Below are 14,975 nucleotides of genomic sequence, written 5' to 3'. Positions count from 1 at the left end.
GATTTCAAATTCCTTGAAATTTTGAAGCTGAACCTTGAACAAATACCTCGGGAGAAGACCCTTTCGAAGAGAGAGTTTATCCAAAAATATTTCAAGCCCCAAAAGCCCGTTGTAATCGAGCGCTTTATTGAGGATTGGCCGGCGTATTCCAAATGGAACTTGGATTATATGAAAGAGATTGCCGGGGACAAAGAAGTACCCTTGTACGATGATCGTCCGGTAAAACACGATGAAGGATTCAACGAGCCACATGCCAAAATGAAGATGGCCGACTATGTGGAGCTTCTAAAAAGTGGTCCTACCAAATACCGTATTTTTCTTTGGAACATTTTAAAGGAAGTCCCAGAACTCCAAAAAGACTTTTCGTATCCAGACTTTGGACTTCGGTTGATGAAAGGTTTACCGATGCTCTTTTTTGGTGGTGAGGATTCCTACACTTTTATGCATTATGACATTGACTTGGCCAATATTTTCCATTTTCATTTTGAAGGAAAAAAGCAGTGCATCCTTTATTCGCAATCCGAAACAAAATTTTTGTACAAGATTCCGCACTCCCTGATTACGCGTGAAGATATCGATTTTGCCGACCCTGATATTAAAAAATGGCCAGCCTTGAAACATGCCAAAGGTCATGTGACGAACCTGGAACACGGTAATGTGCTCTATATACCCGAAGGGTATTGGCACCATATGAAATATATCACACCTGGATTTTCCATGAGTCTGAGGTCGATTCCCAGAAAGCCCAAGAATTTTGGACAGGCCGTCTACAATATCTTCGTGATGCGGCATTTTGATAATTTGATGCGCAAGCTCAAAGGTCAAGAATGGATTGACTGGAAGAATGAAAAAGCAGTGGAACGCACGCAGAAGCTATTGCTGCAGGAGTGATTTATTTGATAAGTTCGCCCACTTTTTCGTAGACCAAATGACTTTCCCAGCCTCGGTAAAGCAGGTAGTCCGCTAATTTCTTCTTTCTCTTTAACGGGTTTTTTTCTGTGATTTGGCCCAATCTTTTTTTAGCAAGCTCGTCAAAAGTTGTTAGGTAATCTTCATTTTGTATTTCTGCCAATGCACTTTTGATGTTGTAAACTGAGATATCGCGAAACTTCAATTCTCTAATAATCCTATTGGTTCCCCATTTTTTAATACTGAATTTGCCACGCGCAAATGCCTTGGCAAAGCGCTCTTCGTTGAGGTAGTTCTCTTGAATCAGGTGGCCCAATATATGGTCGATGGCTTCTGGGATCATGTTCATACCTTTTAATTTTTCCAATACCTCTTTATGGCAGCGCTCTTGGTAAGCGCAGTAGCTTTCCATCTTTTTGGTAGCTTCGTCCAAGGTGTGGCTTTTGGTATGATCCATATTTCAAAAGTACATAAAACAAAAAAAGCGACCCCATTTCTGGAGTCGCTTCTAACTATATTTGAATTTTCTTACCGTCTTTGTCCTTAAAGCTATATTCAAGGTATTTGTATGCGTCCCTAGGTTGTATTTTGACCCATTTTTTATGGGTTTTAAACCACTTGGAACGAATTGAAGGGAATCCTTTGGTAAGGTAAGCCGCAATAAACGGATGTATGTTTAGGACAATTCCGTTCATTTTTTGGTTTCGCTTAAGGATACGCTCCAAATCTACTTGAATCTTGTCGATCAAGACAATCGGTGCTTCTACCTCGGCACCCGAAAGATTCGGATTTTCCTCGCTAGTTTTGATGTTCATTTCCGGACGGACCCTTTGTCTTGTAATTTGGACAAGACCAAATTTACTGGGGGGCAAAATCTTATGTTTGGCCCGGTCGTCCTTCATTTCGTCGCGTAGGTGGTCAAACAATTTGCGTCTGTGGTCACCTTTGGTCATATCAATAAAATCTACCACAATAATCCCTCCCATATCGCGCAATCGTAATTGCCTGGCAATTTCGGTTGCGGCCAATAGGTTGACCTCAAGTGCGGTATCTTCTTGGTTTTTTGCCTTGTTGGAGCGATTGCCACTGTTTACATCAATAACGTGCAAAGCTTCGGTATGCTCGATTACAAGGTAAGCCCCGCGGCTCATGGATGCTGTTCGGCCAAAAGATGTCTTGATTTGACGCTCTATCCCAAATTTCTCAAAAATAGGGGCCGGACCGGTGTACAACTTCACAATGGATTCTTTTTCTGGTGCAATCTCGTGCAAATAATCCTTGATTTGGTTGTAGAGTGTTTCTTCATCGATATGTATTCCGGTAAAGGAATCGTTGAAAACATCCCTAAGGATGGATGATGCCCTGTTCAATTCCACCAATACTTTGGATGGATGGGGCGCTTTGTGCAGTTTTTTGCACATGTTTGTCCATTTGGAAAACAAGTTCTGAAGATCTTTGTCCAGTTCAGCAACTTTTTTGCCTTCTGCTACGGTACGTATGATTACTCCAAATCCTTTAGGCTTTATACTTTTTACAAGCCTGATAAGACGGTCTTTTTCCTCTTTGCTCGCTATTTTTTGGGATACCGAGACTCTATCGGAAAAAGGGACCATAACCAAGTAACGTCCTGCTATGGAAAGCTCGGAGCTGATTCTTGGTCCCTTTGTTGATATGGGTTCTTTTACTATTTGTACCAGTAATGACTGATTGGCCTTCAACACATCGTTGATGCTGCCATTCTTGTCAATGTCTTTCTCAAACGGAAAATTTCTAAGGGAATAATCTTTTAACTTCCCTGTTCTAGCTTTTTTAATGAATTTCAACATGGAGGACAGCTGCGGGCCCAGGTCATGGTAGTGCAGGAACGCATCTTTTTCATAACCTACATTGACAAATGCTGCATTTAGGCCTGTAACGGGTTTTCTTATCTTGGCTAGGAAGATGTCCCCTACGGAAAAGTTGTTGTTGTCCTCTTCTTTGTGTAATTCTACTAGTTTTCCATCCTTTAGTAAGGCAAAATCGACTGCTTCTGGCGTAGATCTTACGATTAATTCTCTATTCACCTGAATCGATTTTTATTTATCCCGCATGAATTTCGGGATAAATGATTAAACAATATATGGAATCGGCCATTTTTCGGACCGATTGAAATTCGTTTCTTGAATCTCTATGTCAAAGAACGTAATAGGGTAAAACGAAAAAGTAGTTGAAACAACTACTTTTTCTTGTGTCGGTTAGCTCTTCTGCGCTTCTTACGCTTGTGCGTGGCTACCTTATGTCTTTTTCTTTTCTTTCCACTCGGCATATGCTCTTGCTTTAGTGTTGTTAATTATATTATTTTACTTGTACATTAGTTTTTACGCCTTCCACAAAAACTTTGGCTGGCTTGAATGCAGGGATATTGTGTGCAGGAATTTTAATGGTAGTGTTCTTTGAGATATTCCTACCTGTTTTTTCCGCTCTGGTCTTGATGATAAAGCTACCAAAACCTCTTAAATAAACATTATCACCATTCTCCAAGGATGATTTTACTTCTTCCATAAAGGATTCCACTGTCGCTTGCACATCTCCTTTTTCAATACCTAGTTTCTCCGAGATCCTAGTTACAATATCTGCTTTCGTCATTTTGTATTATTAATTTTCTAATTTTTTTCGGCTTGCAAATATAAACATTATAATTAATCTTTCCCTTTAACCCTTTAATTTTAAGTATATAAACTGATACATTTGGGCTTTATTACTTTCTTGCATGACTTTTGCCCCGAAAATACTGAATTGGTACCATGAGCATCAACGCGATCTTCCTTGGAGACAAACACGTGATCCTTACAAAGTTTGGCTGTCGGAAATTATTCTCCAACAGACCCGTGTTGCTCAGGGAATGCCTTATTACTTAAGGTTTGTGGAAGCTTTTCCTACCGTTCACGATCTCGCCAATGCCCCCGAGGAACAGGTGTTGAAGCTCTGGCAAGGACTGGGATACTACTCACGCGCCCGTAATTTGCACGCTACGGCAAAAACGGTGGTGGAAGATTTTGACGGAAAATTTCCCGATACATATAAAGGATTAAAATCGTTAAAAGGAGTGGGTGATTATACGGCAAGTGCCATAGCATCTTTCTGTTTTGATGCTCCAGAACCCGTAGTGGACGGAAATGTGTACCGTGTTTTGTCCCGATACTTTGGAATTGATATACCTATTAATAGTACCGAGGGCATCAAATATTTTAAAGAACTTGCCCGTGAAGTGATGGATTCGGAGAACATCCGGGATTACAACCAAGGGATCATGGAGTTCGGCGCAATACAATGTGCGCCCAAGAAACCATATTGTTTGTTGTGTCCGCTACAAGAAAGTTGTGTTGCGCTCCAAGAGAACAAAGTTGATCAACTTCCTATTAATTTGAACAAAACAAAGATTCGGAATCGTTACTTTAATTATTTGGTTTTATTGGATGATGATGGAAATACCATTTTGGAGCAACGGACTGGAAAAGGGATTTGGCAGAATTTATATCAGTTTCCATTGATTGAATCGGAGAGAATGCTTCAGGCCAAAGAATTGCGGCCCTTGATCAATGAAAATAATACGGTGCCAGAAACAGAATCTCTGTCATTATATAATAATGAACCAGTCGTGCACAAACTATCACATCAACATTTACATACACAATTTTGGATCCTAAAAACTTCTGATATATTAAAGGAAGGAACACCTTGGGAAGAAATCGGAGGTTTTCCCGTACCAGTTTTGATAGCAGATTTTATCAAGACATTGAAAATTTAGTACTTTTGATTAATTAAGAGAGATATGAGCGGAACATTGAACAAAGTAATGCTGATCGGGCATTTGGGAGACGAAGTGAAAATGCACTATTTTGAGGGTGGAAACTGCATCGGTAGATTTCCTTTGGCCACCAACGAAACCTATACCAATAGGCAAACGGGCGAAAAGGTGACCAATACGGATTGGCACAATATTGTAGTGCGCAACAAAGGAGCGGAAATATGCGAAAAATATCTCAGTAAGGGAGATAAAGTTTACGTAGAGGGCCGTTTAAAAAACAGACAATGGCAAGGTGAAGATGGCAATATGAGATATACCACCGAGGTGCACGTGCAAGACTTTACCTTTTTAACGACCAAGAAGGAAAGTATGGCAAATGCACAATCATCAGGTTCAGGTTCGTCATCTTCCAATTACCAAGAGCCCAGCAACAATCAAGGTTCAGCGGCACCAATCGATAATACAGAAGAAGAGGATGACCTACCATTCTAGAATAAAAAGTCTAAAGCAATACTAAATTGGATCCCGAGCCCCATAGTTTGGCATTTTATCTGTCCACTACCAGTGGAATATTCACTTTAAAGATAGTTGTACTAGTACTTCTTTTGGCCTGTTCTGCATTGATTTCGGCCGCTGAAGTGGCCTTTTTTGGTCTTTCGCAGACCGACTTGAACGAAATGCAAGAGAGCAACTCGTCCCGCGGAAAAATGATCGTGGAGTTATTGGAAAAGCCCAAAAAGCTGTTGGCCACCATTTTAATTACCAATAATGCCATTAATATCGGAATTGTGCTGCTGTTCAGTTCCATTGGCAATACCATTTTTGCCGATATTGACGGAACCCTTCGTTTTTTACTGGAAGTGGTAACGGCGACCTTCTTAATATTGATGTTCGGGGAAATTCTCCCCAAAATATACGCCAATCGTAACCGTGTACAGTTTTCTCAGTTTATTGCTGTTCCGTTGAAAGTGCTCAGCTATATTTTTACACCATTAAGTTCTCCGATGCGTTCGGTTACATTATTTATGGAGGATAAATTGGGGAAGAAAAAATCCAATTTGAGCATTAACCATCTTTCCCAAGCTTTGGAACTGGCCTCTGAAGGTGATACTACCAAAGAAGAGCAGAAGATTTTAGAAGGCATAGTAACCTTTGGGAATACTGATACCAAACAAGTTATGCGACCTCGGATAGACATATTCGCGGTCAATGAAAAGATGAAATTTCCAGAGGTTCTTCTAGAAATAAAGAAGAACGGTTATTCCAGGATACCCGTGTTTTCGGAGAATATGGACAATGTTTTGGGCGTTCTATATGTGAAGGACCTGTTGCCCTATATTGATAGGAAAACCTTTAACTGGATGTCGCTCATCCGTGAACCCTATTTTGTTCCAGAGAACAAAAAGCTGGACGACCTGTTGTTGGAGTTTCAGGACAAGAAGAACCATTTGGCCGTTGTGGTGGATGAATATGGGGGGACATCGGGAATTGTAACCTTGGAAGATATTATCGAAGAAATCGTTGGCGATATCAGCGATGAATTTGATGATGAAGACCTTGTATTTTCCAAATTGGACGACCATAACTATGTATTTGATGGGAAAACTACACTGAAGGATTTTTACCGTGTGGTAAAAATTGAAGAAGAAGATGAGTTCGAGAGCAAAAAGGGAGAATCTGAGACCATTGCCGGATTTGTGCTTGAAATTTCGGGAAGTTTTCCGAAGATAGGAGAGAAGGTGCTGTTCAATACGTACACTTTTGTGGTGGAGAGTATGGATAAAAAGAGATTGAAACGAATAAAAGTAACCTTGCCCCATGAAGCATAAAATTCTATTTCTTATTTTGATAGCAATGGTATTCGTAGGATGTAAGGACGAGGTGTTGCCAAAACCCAAGGCCATGTTGCGTTTGGATTATCCAAATGCAGAGTATGCACAATCTGGTCCCGATTGTGTATATACTTTTGATAAGAACACCCTTTCAGAAATAAAGGAAAGCAAAGATTGTTCTATGGTGCTCGACTACCCTATGATGAAAGGTTCCATTTATTTGACTTATAAACCCGTTCAAGGAAACTTGGATACCTTGCTCGTAGATGCTCAAAAACTATCCTACGAACATGTGGTGAAAGCGGATAACATTGCGGAACAACCATTTATAAATAGAGAAGACGGGGTTTATGGCATGTTCTACGAAGTAAGTGGAAACGCGGCATCACAATCACAATTCTATGTAACCGATAGCATCAATCACTTTGTGACAGGTTCGCTATATTTCTACGCCAAACCAAATTATGATTCCATTCTTCCTGCGGCCATGTACTTGCAGAACGATATCAGAAGAATTATGGAGAGCCTACGCTGGAAAAAATAAAATTATTGTACGGTATCCTTCGTCAATAGGGCTTGGGCACGTTCAATACTACCATTGATTTTTTCCTTCACCACTTTTACCTTTTCTTCTTCCTCATCGAGCCATTGTTGTTTTTCTTCGGAGAGTTCCTTGCCGTTCAAGATTTCCTCATGGTTAAAGCGATCGCCAAAATCTTTCATCCAATCCATCATTGCGGTGTTGGCATCTTGAAGGTCCTTCATGGCCACTTCATATTTTTGGCCCATTTCGGTGGAATCTACTTTTGGCTTAAGTTCTCCGACCAATTTGCCTATCGTGCTCATTTTAGGCATCACCTCGTCGTGGATGGCCATAACCTCTTCCATTTGTGATGAACCTTCAGGTGCTTTTTTCTCCTCTTTGCAGGAGAAGCTCAAAAACAAAACAGTATAGATTAGGAGTGAAAAAACTCTTTTCATGGTGAATAAAATTAGGTCTTCAAATTTAACTATTTGGGACAGTAAAATGAGGGATTAAAGCTAAATATTCAAATAAATAATAAAAGTGACTTTTGTCACATAATAGAATCTTAGGTGTTCTTAAATTCGCTGATTGTTTTGGATAAGAACTAAGAAAGTATTGGATAAATCTTCACATACTTTACCCAGGCGGGTTGGATTTTCTTCGCTTTTCATTCTTTTGCTTATGATAAGCAACCTGCGCTTTTCTTCCATGTATGTTTATTATAGTCTCGATAGGGAGGGGTTTATAGAACAACTCTGTGAAAACAAGGACAAACCGGAACTTAATTGTAACGGTAAATGTATGTTGATGCAAATGCTCCGTGCCCAAGCGGAAGACGATGAACCCATGCCGGTGATTGGTTGGGAGGATGTTTTGGTGTTTTTTATGGAGATGCCTAGTTACAATTTACCAAGTAGCAAGGAGAATGAGACGAACCCATTCTATTACACAGATTTTTATTCGTATCACTTTAGTGATACGCTTATAAAGCCACCCATGGTTTAAGATTTACTGAAAAAGCGGCAATACACATTGCCGAACTTGTATAATCTTAAACACAAATCAAAAATGAATAAAAGTGCACTGGCAAAACTTTGTGTTTTGCTTTTAGGGACCACTGTGTCCTACGCGCAAGTTTCAAATGCGCAAGATTCCCTAGCAAAAAAACCGGTACAATTGGATGAGGTTCTGGTTGAAGGAAAAAGAAAAATAGATCCAGTTTTTTCTACGTTCAAAAGTGAGCCGGAGAAGAAAATTGTTCAATCAAAAAATGTGGCGGATCTTTTTAAAGATATCAATGGATTTAGCCTGATTAAACGCGGTAATTATGCCATAGACCCATCTTTTCGGGCTTCTCAATATGAGCAACTCAATGTTCAATTTAATGGAGGAACCAAGGTGATGCACGCCTGTCCTAACCGGATGGACCCCATTACCACTCATGTAACTCCAGAAGAGATAGAACGGGTAGAAGTGGTTAAAGGACCATATACCTTTAGATACGGCCCCACCTTTGGTGGCATTGTAAATTTGGTGACTCAAGAAGTTGAAAAACAAGAAAGAGGATATCATGGTAAGGTGAATTTTGGTGGAGAGAACAACGGGAATGCCATTACAAGTTTTGCCAACCTAAAGTATGTTGGAGAACAGTTCGATGTGAACCTTAATTTCGGATTTCGTGATTTTGGGAATTATGAGGACGGTGATGGAAACGAAGTGCCTTCCTCCTTTAAGAGTACCGATTATGGGATTCAGGTAGGCTATAGCCCAACAGAGAACCAAAGAATCCAACTTGGGTTTCGACAATCCTTTGGAAGGGATGTGTTGCATGCTGGATTACCCATGGATACTGAAATAGATGATAGCAATGTGCTCTCTGTTGATTATAAGCTAGACACTATTTCTGATGGATTAAAAGCATTGAGCGCAAAGGTTTATCGTTCCAATGTAGACCATGTAATGACCAATGAACTAAGACCGTCTTTTATGATGACAGAGGCGGTATCGGAAGTGGGTGCCCTAACTGTTGGTGGTCGAGTGGAACTTGAGTGGAGACCTATTCAAGACCTAAAACTCTACACTGGGTTGGATGCATTTTCGGTGGGAAGAACGGGAAATAGAACACGTTTGGTAAAAAGGAATATGAACGGTGATTTACTGCTCACTCCCATGGAGTTTGTTGATGGGGTATGGCAAGACTCACAAATTGATGATTATGGAGCATTTATAGAAGGTAAATATCCGTTATCAGAAAAGCTTTTGTTGAATGTTGGTGCGAGGTACGATATGGTACGATCCATAATAGATGCGCCAGATGATGATTTTGTTGCTGAATATCCTGATTTGGATACAAGAACAGAGCATAACTTTAGTGCAACAGCATCATTTAAATATTTGGCTACATCCAATCTTTTGTTTGAATTGGCCTATGGTAGAGGAGTGCGTTCCGCCAATATGATCGAAAGATTTATCAACCATTTTACAGCAGGTCAGGATCCGTACGAATATGTGGGCAACCCTTATTTGGATGCCGAGGTGAACAATCAATTTGAATTGGGGGTTAAAGCTAATACCAGTTTTGAGGGATATGCTTTCAACCGTTTGGATTATGGGGCTTCTGTGTATTATTCTATCTATGACAATTATATTGTTCCTGTGATAGACCCATCATTGGATAAAAAGTATATGCCAATGGCAGCGCCTACAGACGTAAAAAGATTTACCAATTTAAATGATGCCTACAAAACAGGGTTTGAAGTTTTTGGGGAATTGGCCTTCTTGGAAGATTTTGCGTTTAAAACAGAGGTGTCCTATGTGTATGCAAAAAATCAGGACTTGGATGAATCCCTGCCGTTGACTCCACCTTTGGTTACCCGTTTCAATCTAAGTATTGAGAGAGAAACAATTTGGGCTAGCGCGACATATACCCTTACTTCAAAACAATCCGATATAGCACTCTCCTTTGGAGAGCAAACAACGGGTGGTTATGGGGTTATGGATTTGCGTTTTGGGACAAAACCTTTTGAGCATTTTACGTTAGGAATTGCAGCATCCAACATTTTTGATGAGACCTACAATAATCATTTGAACTTCTCTTTTGTGAACCAAGCGGACTATGGTAGAGTACCCATCAATGATCCGGGTAGAAACTTGACCGCTTTTGCACAATACAGTTTTTAAATCTGTAAAAAGTAAAAAGGGGTGCCATTGGCGCCCCTTTTTGTATTTAAAATATATGCTTATTTGAAATCAGATGCTTCAACGCCTTCGTTCACCTTGATTTCTTTCACAATAAACTCCATGTTCTGTGGTCCCATGCTCTGCATCAACTTAAATGGGAACTTGATACCGGAAACTTCTTGGTAGTCTCCATAGCCAATGGTACTTGTCATTTGCTGACCTTGCACTTCTTGGGTAACGATTTCCTGTACTTTTAGACCTGTTTCCATGTCATAAAAAGCGGTTTTTTCATCGCTAATTTTGAGTTTGTAGGCTTTCTTGCCATCAACTTGCTCTACTCCTTCCAGGGTCACATCTCCAACTGCCAGATAGTTCAACTCAGGGAAAGCTGCTGATTCTTCTTTGATTTTTGCAACCTCTTCAGCGGAAAGGTCTTTGCGTTGACCCTGCATTACCATATATCCGGAGTCGCCATCCAAAACCTGTTTTTGCATGGAATTGCCCTGCACCTTTATGTTTTGCATAAACTGGTCTTGGGTTGTTTTCTTCATTTCAAGCTCCAATTTCATGCCTTGCATTTCGGCTTCTGCCATCATTGAGTATGATTCCACGGCATCCAATTTTGCTTTGCCCCCAATGGCTTCGATGTAACTTTCCAAAACTGCGTTGGCATCTATTCCTTCGGGAATTGCAGCCCCATATTCGGGTTTGTCCGTTTTGTTGGCATATTTGTCATAGTAAAGAACGGGAACAGTTTTACCGTTAAAGGTCACCTTTTCCAAATTTTCCAGAACGTCCGTTCCTTTTCCGGTGACCACTACGCGGGCATTGGAGGTCGAAAAGTATTTTTTGGAGGCGTTGAGTACATCTTCTTTCGAGATGGCATCCAAACGTTCCAAATACGTTTCGTAAAAGTCTTTTGGAAGACTTTCTGTTTCAATGTTCAATGCGTATTCTGCAACTGTTTCAGGTTTTTCCAAAGCCATTACAAAACTACCGGCATATTTGGCCTTGGCATTGGCCAATTCTTCATCGGATACCGGCTCAGAGGTCATTTTATCGATTTCTTTCAAGATTTCGACCACTGAGCTGTCGGTTACGGCATTTCTAACTTGCGCATAGGCATTGAATCGCATTGGGCTGAATTTATTGGCCCGGATTCCAGAATACGAACCATAGGTGTACCCTTTGTCCTCCCTTAAATTTTTGAACAAACGAGCTTGTGAGCCACCACCTAATATTCTGTTGGCCAAAAGAGCATCCAAATAATCCTCGTCCTTCATTTTTAAGTTGGTAATGTTTTCTACCGCAACCTCGGATTGAACAGCGTTGGGAACATCAACAAAGTTGATTTGTGTATACTGCACGTCTTTTGGGTCCGAATAACTGAACGATGGAGGTACTGCTTTGGACCAAGGGGTAAAGGCTTCTGTGACCAATTCTTTAACGGTATCGAACTCGACATCGCCGATAACCACCAAATAGGCGTTAGCGGGAACAAAATAGGAGCGATAGAACTGCTCCACATCCATTAGGGAAACATTGTTTACCGTTTCCTCGGTCATGAATTCGCCATAAGGATGGTTTTTTCCATAAGCCAAAGCTGCTTGAACTCTATCGGCTATTGCAGAAACATCCTTTTCTTCCGATTTGATTCCGGTAATCACCTTTTCCTTTTCCTTTTCAAACTCTTCTTGGAGAAAGTCCGGATTGATAGCGGCATCTGCCATTAACTCGAGCACCCTTGGAAAATATTTGGATAGGGAACTTGCAAAGGCGCTTTGCTCACCGATGTAAATATTGGCCCCTAAAAAGTCCACTTCTTCATAAAAATCATCCTTTGGAACATTTTTAGATCCTTTGCCCAGCATGCTTCCGGTTAGGACGGAAACTCCAGCTTTGTCCCCCTCCAAAATAGGTGGGTTGTCTATGGATAACTGGATTCGGACCCGTGGCAACTTATGATTTTCCACTACGAGTACCTTTAAGCCATTCTTTAGCTCAAAACGGGCAGGTTCCTTTAAATTTATTTTTGGTGCAGGCCCTGGTTCTGGGGGCGTGCTTCTGTCTATCTGTGCGTATGTGGCTGTCATGAACAGGGACAGCGCAGCTAAAACTAAATATTTTTTCATCTTAATTAGCGTCTTTTTGTTCTGGCAAATATTCCAACTCCACACGTTGGTTCACCTTCAAATATTTTTTGGCCACTTCCATGATTTCTTCACGGGTAATAGAGCGGTAAATATCTATTTCTGTATTGATCAGGTTGGTATCGTCCTTCAGCATATAGTTTTCGGCCAAGGAATTTGCAATGCCTTCAACGCTGCTGTTGGCATTCACGAATTGATTTTCGAACTTGTTCTGAAGTTTTTGATAATCCTTTTCGGAAATCAATTCCATTTGAAGCCTCAAGATCTCTTCATCAATTTCTTTCTTGATATCCTGAATGGAATTGTCGCCTACAGGAAGACCACCAACAATGTACGAGCTGTAATCTTCGGCATCGATCGGAACAGAAAGTATTTGAAGCGCCATTTTCTTCTCGTCCACCAATTTTTTGTACAACTTGGAACTTTCGCCATCGCTCAGATAAGTGGAGATCATGTTGATCACATAGGCGTCCCGTTGCCCTTGTCCGGGCGTTCTGTAAGCCAATAGAATGGCCGGAATCTGAATGTTCGGGTCGTAATATTTGGCAAATTTGGTCTCGGTGATAGGGTCTTCCTTAATATTGGGTCTCTTTATTTCGGCGCCCCTTGGAATTGGGCCGAAATAATCCTCGATCATTTTTTTGGTCTTGTCCGTTTCAAAATCACCAGCTACAACCAAAACCCCATTGTTTGGCACGTAATAAGTTTGGTTGAACTTTTTAAAGTCCTCCAAAGTGGCGCTGGCCAAATGATCTAGAGAACCAATAACTCCCCATCTATAGGGATGTTTTGTATAGAGATTCTTCAAGATTTGCTCAAAGAATGCACCGTAGGGGGCATTGTCGGTTCTGAGTCTTCTTTCTTCTTGTACCACTTCTTTTTGGGTGTCAACGCCAACTTGCCCGATAATGGGGTGCATCAAACGTTCAGACTCCAACCAAAGTCCAACTTCTAAACTATTGGAAGGGAAAACCTCATAATAATAGGTGCGGTCCAAAAAGGTGTTTGCATTGTTCCTTCCTCCGTTGGCAGCCGTTATTTGGTCCCATTGCCCCCGTTCAATATTTTTGGTGCCCTCGAAAAGCAGGTGTTCAAAAAAGTGTGCAAAACCCGTTTTGTCCGGGTCTTCGTCTTTGGATCCCACATGGTACATCACCGATGTGGTCACCACAGGGGCACCGTTGTCTTGATGTAAGATCACATGGAGCCCGTTGTCCAGGTCATACTCTTCAAAAACTACCTCTTGTGCAAAAAGGCTAGTTGCTGCAAAGAGCATGGCAGATGCAGTAAACAAATGTTTTTTCATTTTAATAGTCAGTATTTAAAAATTGATGTTGCTAAGAGGTTGGTATCGATTTATCCATCGATGTTACGCTAAATATAAAATATTTTCGGGCAGCAGGTAAATTTTAACCTCGTCTTTAGTCTCAAAGAGTGGGATAATTCGCAAACATTCAGTAAATTATACAATGAATTCAAAAAAATACAATATGAAAAATTTAACTCTCCCGATTCGTTTTGGCATAGTCACCAGTGCTGTGCTGATTGCGTATTTTTTGATTTTGGCCTTAATGGGCAAGCACACCAATGTTTTTTATAGCTTGTTCAATGGTATAATCACAGGTTTTGGAATCTATGAGACCATTAAATACACCAAGATAAAACAGGGTAAGTCCTTTAGTTATGGAAATGGGTTCACGGCCGGTATAACCACTGGCTTTATCGCAACATTGTTGTTCACTGTTTTCTTTGCGCTTTATGCGACGGAATTGGACAGTGCTTTTCTGGACAAGCTTTCTGTTGCATGGTCCAATGATTATAAGAATTTTCAAGGGATAGTGTTTTTTACTGTGGCCATTATGGGGTTTGCCTCAACCTTGGTTTTAACACTTTCATTTATGCAACTATTTAAAACGAGCAACAATTCCAAAAAAATTATGGGTTAAATTGGAGAGGAATACTTGTGGATTAAGGATTTAGCAGTATATTTGCACCCGCTAATTTTGATAAAGCGCAATAATTTTAATCTAATTAACGCATTATGTACGCAATTGTAGAGATGGCAGGGCAGCAATTTAAAGTTGCTAAAGACCAGAAAGTGTACGTTCACCGTTTGCAAGGAGAAGAAGGTGATAAGATCACTTTCGATAAAGTTCTTCTTTTGGAAGATGGTGATAACGTAACCATTGGCGCCCCGGTCATAGATGGTGCGGCCGTTGAGGCCAAAGTTGTAAAGCACCTAAAAGGAGACAAGGTAATCGTCTTTAAAAAGAAAAGACGTAAAGGTTACCAGAAAAAGAACGGTCACAGACAATATTTGACTGAAATCGTTGTTGAGAGTATCTTGGCAAAAGGAGCCAAAAAAGCGGCCCCTTCAAAAGCCAAAGCTGAAGCAAAACCAGCTGCCGAACCAAAACAGGCAGAGAAAAAAGCGGAAGCTCCAAAGAAAGAAGCTCCAAAAGCAACCGAGGACTTGAGTTCCAAAACTGTTGCTGAATTGAGGGATATGGCAAAAGCCAAGGAGATTACCGGTTATTCTTCCATGAAGAAAGCCGAGTTGATCGAAGCGTTAAGCAAATAAGAAAAGAACT

General features: G+C 40.7%; 15 protein-coding genes. 9 read left to right on the top strand and 6 right to left on the bottom strand.

Going from position 1 to position 14,975, the window contains the following annotated elements; genetic code table 11:
* Positions 1–21: 21 nt before the first annotated feature.
* A complete protein-coding gene (locus J0656_RS00625; protein WP_207030729.1) occupies positions 22–891 on the top strand; it encodes a cupin-like domain-containing protein in 870 nt (289 codons plus the stop codon).
* 1 nt (position 892) lies between these two features.
* Here J0656_RS00625 and J0656_RS00620 read toward each other — a convergent pair whose 3' ends face one another.
* The 3 genes from J0656_RS00620 to J0656_RS00610 form a co-directional block, all read right to left on the bottom strand.
* Positions 893–1,366 (bottom strand): regulatory protein RecX, encoded by a 474-nt coding sequence (locus J0656_RS00620; protein WP_207030728.1) that lies wholly within the window; start codon positions 1,364–1,366, stop codon positions 893–895.
* A gap of 55 nt (positions 1,367–1,421) precedes the next feature.
* Complete coding sequence (locus tag J0656_RS00615; protein WP_207030727.1) at positions 1,422–2,972, bottom strand: Rne/Rng family ribonuclease; 1,551 nt, start codon at positions 2,970–2,972, stop codon at positions 1,422–1,424.
* Between the two features lie 271 nt (positions 2,973–3,243).
* Positions 3,244–3,534, bottom strand: coding sequence for an HU family DNA-binding protein (locus J0656_RS00610; protein ID WP_014032385.1), 291 nt, complete (start codon positions 3,532–3,534; stop codon positions 3,244–3,246).
* A 124-nt stretch (positions 3,535–3,658) separates the two neighbouring features.
* On the opposite strand from J0656_RS00610, the gene mutY reads away from it, so the two are divergent.
* From mutY to gldD, 4 genes are read left to right on the top strand one after another with little or no spacing between them, the layout of a single operon-like run.
* Positions 3,659–4,696 (top strand): A/G-specific adenine glycosylase, encoded by a 1,038-nt coding sequence (gene mutY, locus J0656_RS00605; protein WP_207030726.1) that lies wholly within the window; start codon positions 3,659–3,661, stop codon positions 4,694–4,696.
* Between the two features lie 24 nt (positions 4,697–4,720).
* Entirely contained in the window at positions 4,721–5,188 is a 468-nt protein-coding gene (locus J0656_RS00600; RefSeq protein ID WP_207030725.1) for a single-stranded DNA-binding protein, read from the top strand.
* Between the two features lie 26 nt (positions 5,189–5,214).
* Positions 5,215–6,525 carry a gliding motility-associated protein GldE gene (locus tag J0656_RS00595; RefSeq protein WP_207030722.1) on the top strand — a complete coding sequence of 437 codons (1,311 nt, stop codon included), beginning with the start codon at positions 5,215–5,217 and terminating at the stop codon, positions 6,523–6,525.
* Complete coding sequence (gene gldD / locus J0656_RS00590; RefSeq protein WP_207030721.1) at positions 6,515–7,072, top strand: gliding motility lipoprotein GldD; 558 nt, start codon at positions 6,515–6,517, stop codon at positions 7,070–7,072. Before J0656_RS00595 ends, gldD begins: the two co-directional genes overlap by 11 nt.
* A 2-nt stretch (positions 7,073–7,074) precedes the next feature.
* Here the strand turns inward: gldD and J0656_RS00585 are convergent, their stop codons facing one another.
* Positions 7,075–7,509 carry a hypothetical protein gene (locus J0656_RS00585; protein WP_207030719.1) on the bottom strand — a complete coding sequence of 145 codons (435 nt, stop codon included), beginning with the start codon at positions 7,507–7,509 and terminating at the stop codon, positions 7,075–7,077.
* A 226-nt stretch (positions 7,510–7,735) separates the two neighbouring features.
* On the opposite strand from J0656_RS00585, the gene J0656_RS00580 reads away from it, so the two are divergent.
* Together J0656_RS00580 and J0656_RS00575 are read left to right on the top strand one after the other, a co-directional pair.
* Positions 7,736–8,059: a hypothetical protein gene (locus J0656_RS00580; RefSeq protein WP_207030718.1), complete on the top strand. Its 324-nt coding sequence runs from the start codon at positions 7,736–7,738 to the stop codon at positions 8,057–8,059.
* Between the two features lie 63 nt (positions 8,060–8,122).
* On the top strand, positions 8,123–10,234 hold the full coding sequence (locus tag J0656_RS00575; RefSeq protein ID WP_237688809.1) for a TonB-dependent receptor domain-containing protein: 2,112 nt from the start codon (positions 8,123–8,125) through the stop codon (positions 10,232–10,234).
* A 59-nt stretch (positions 10,235–10,293) separates the two neighbouring features.
* On the opposite strand, the gene J0656_RS00570 is transcribed toward J0656_RS00575, so the two are convergent.
* Positions 10,294–12,366 (bottom strand): M16 family metallopeptidase, encoded by a 2,073-nt coding sequence (locus J0656_RS00570; protein ID WP_207030717.1) that lies wholly within the window; start codon positions 12,364–12,366, stop codon positions 10,294–10,296.
* Between the two features lies 1 nt (position 12,367).
* A complete protein-coding gene (locus tag J0656_RS00565; protein ID WP_207030716.1) occupies positions 12,368–13,690 on the bottom strand; it encodes a M16 family metallopeptidase in 1,323 nt (440 codons plus the stop codon).
* Positions 13,691–13,874: 184 nt separating this feature from the next.
* On the opposite strand from J0656_RS00565, the gene J0656_RS00560 reads away from it, so the two are divergent.
* Together J0656_RS00560 and rplU are read left to right on the top strand one after the other, a co-directional pair.
* Entirely contained in the window at positions 13,875–14,330 is a 456-nt protein-coding gene (locus J0656_RS00560) for a DUF4199 domain-containing protein (protein WP_207030715.1), read from the top strand.
* Between the two features lie 95 nt (positions 14,331–14,425).
* Complete coding sequence (gene rplU, locus J0656_RS00555) at positions 14,426–14,965, top strand: 50S ribosomal protein L21 (RefSeq protein ID WP_207030714.1); 540 nt, start codon at positions 14,426–14,428, stop codon at positions 14,963–14,965.
* Positions 14,966–14,975 lie beyond the last annotated feature (10 nt).

Source organism: Flagellimonas aurea (genome assembly GCF_017313785.1).
Classification (GTDB): domain Bacteria; phylum Bacteroidota; class Bacteroidia; order Flavobacteriales; family Flavobacteriaceae; genus Flagellimonas; species Flagellimonas aurea.
The sequence above is the reverse complement of the archived record's forward strand: the minus strand, read 5'-3'. Positions and strand labels throughout refer to the sequence as shown.

Coding starts and splice junctions, on each gene's coding strand:
- J0656_RS00620 (WP_207030728.1), bottom strand. CDS start 1,366: ATGGATCATACCAAAAGCCACACCTTGGACGAAGCTACCAAAAAGATG.
- J0656_RS00610 (WP_014032385.1), bottom strand. CDS start 3,534: ATGACGAAAGCAGATATTGTAACTAGGATCTCGGAGAAACTAGGTATT.
- mutY (WP_207030726.1), top strand. CDS start 3,659: ATGACTTTTGCCCCGAAAATACTGAATTGGTACCATGAGCATCAACGC.
- J0656_RS00600 (WP_207030725.1), top strand. CDS start 4,721: ATGAGCGGAACATTGAACAAAGTAATGCTGATCGGGCATTTGGGAGAC.
- gldD (WP_207030721.1), top strand. CDS start 6,515: ATGAAGCATAAAATTCTATTTCTTATTTTGATAGCAATGGTATTCGTA.
- J0656_RS00585 (WP_207030719.1), bottom strand. CDS start 7,509: ATGAAAAGAGTTTTTTCACTCCTAATCTATACTGTTTTGTTTTTGAGC.
- J0656_RS00580 (WP_207030718.1), top strand. CDS start 7,736: ATGATAAGCAACCTGCGCTTTTCTTCCATGTATGTTTATTATAGTCTC.
- J0656_RS00575 (WP_237688809.1), top strand. CDS start 8,123: ATGAATAAAAGTGCACTGGCAAAACTTTGTGTTTTGCTTTTAGGGACC.
- J0656_RS00570 (WP_207030717.1), bottom strand. CDS start 12,366: ATGAAAAAATATTTAGTTTTAGCTGCGCTGTCCCTGTTCATGACAGCC.
- J0656_RS00565 (WP_207030716.1), bottom strand. CDS start 13,690: ATGAAAAAACATTTGTTTACTGCATCTGCCATGCTCTTTGCAGCAACT.
- J0656_RS00560 (WP_207030715.1), top strand. CDS start 13,875: ATGAAAAATTTAACTCTCCCGATTCGTTTTGGCATAGTCACCAGTGCT.
- rplU (WP_207030714.1), top strand. CDS start 14,426: ATGTACGCAATTGTAGAGATGGCAGGGCAGCAATTTAAAGTTGCTAAA.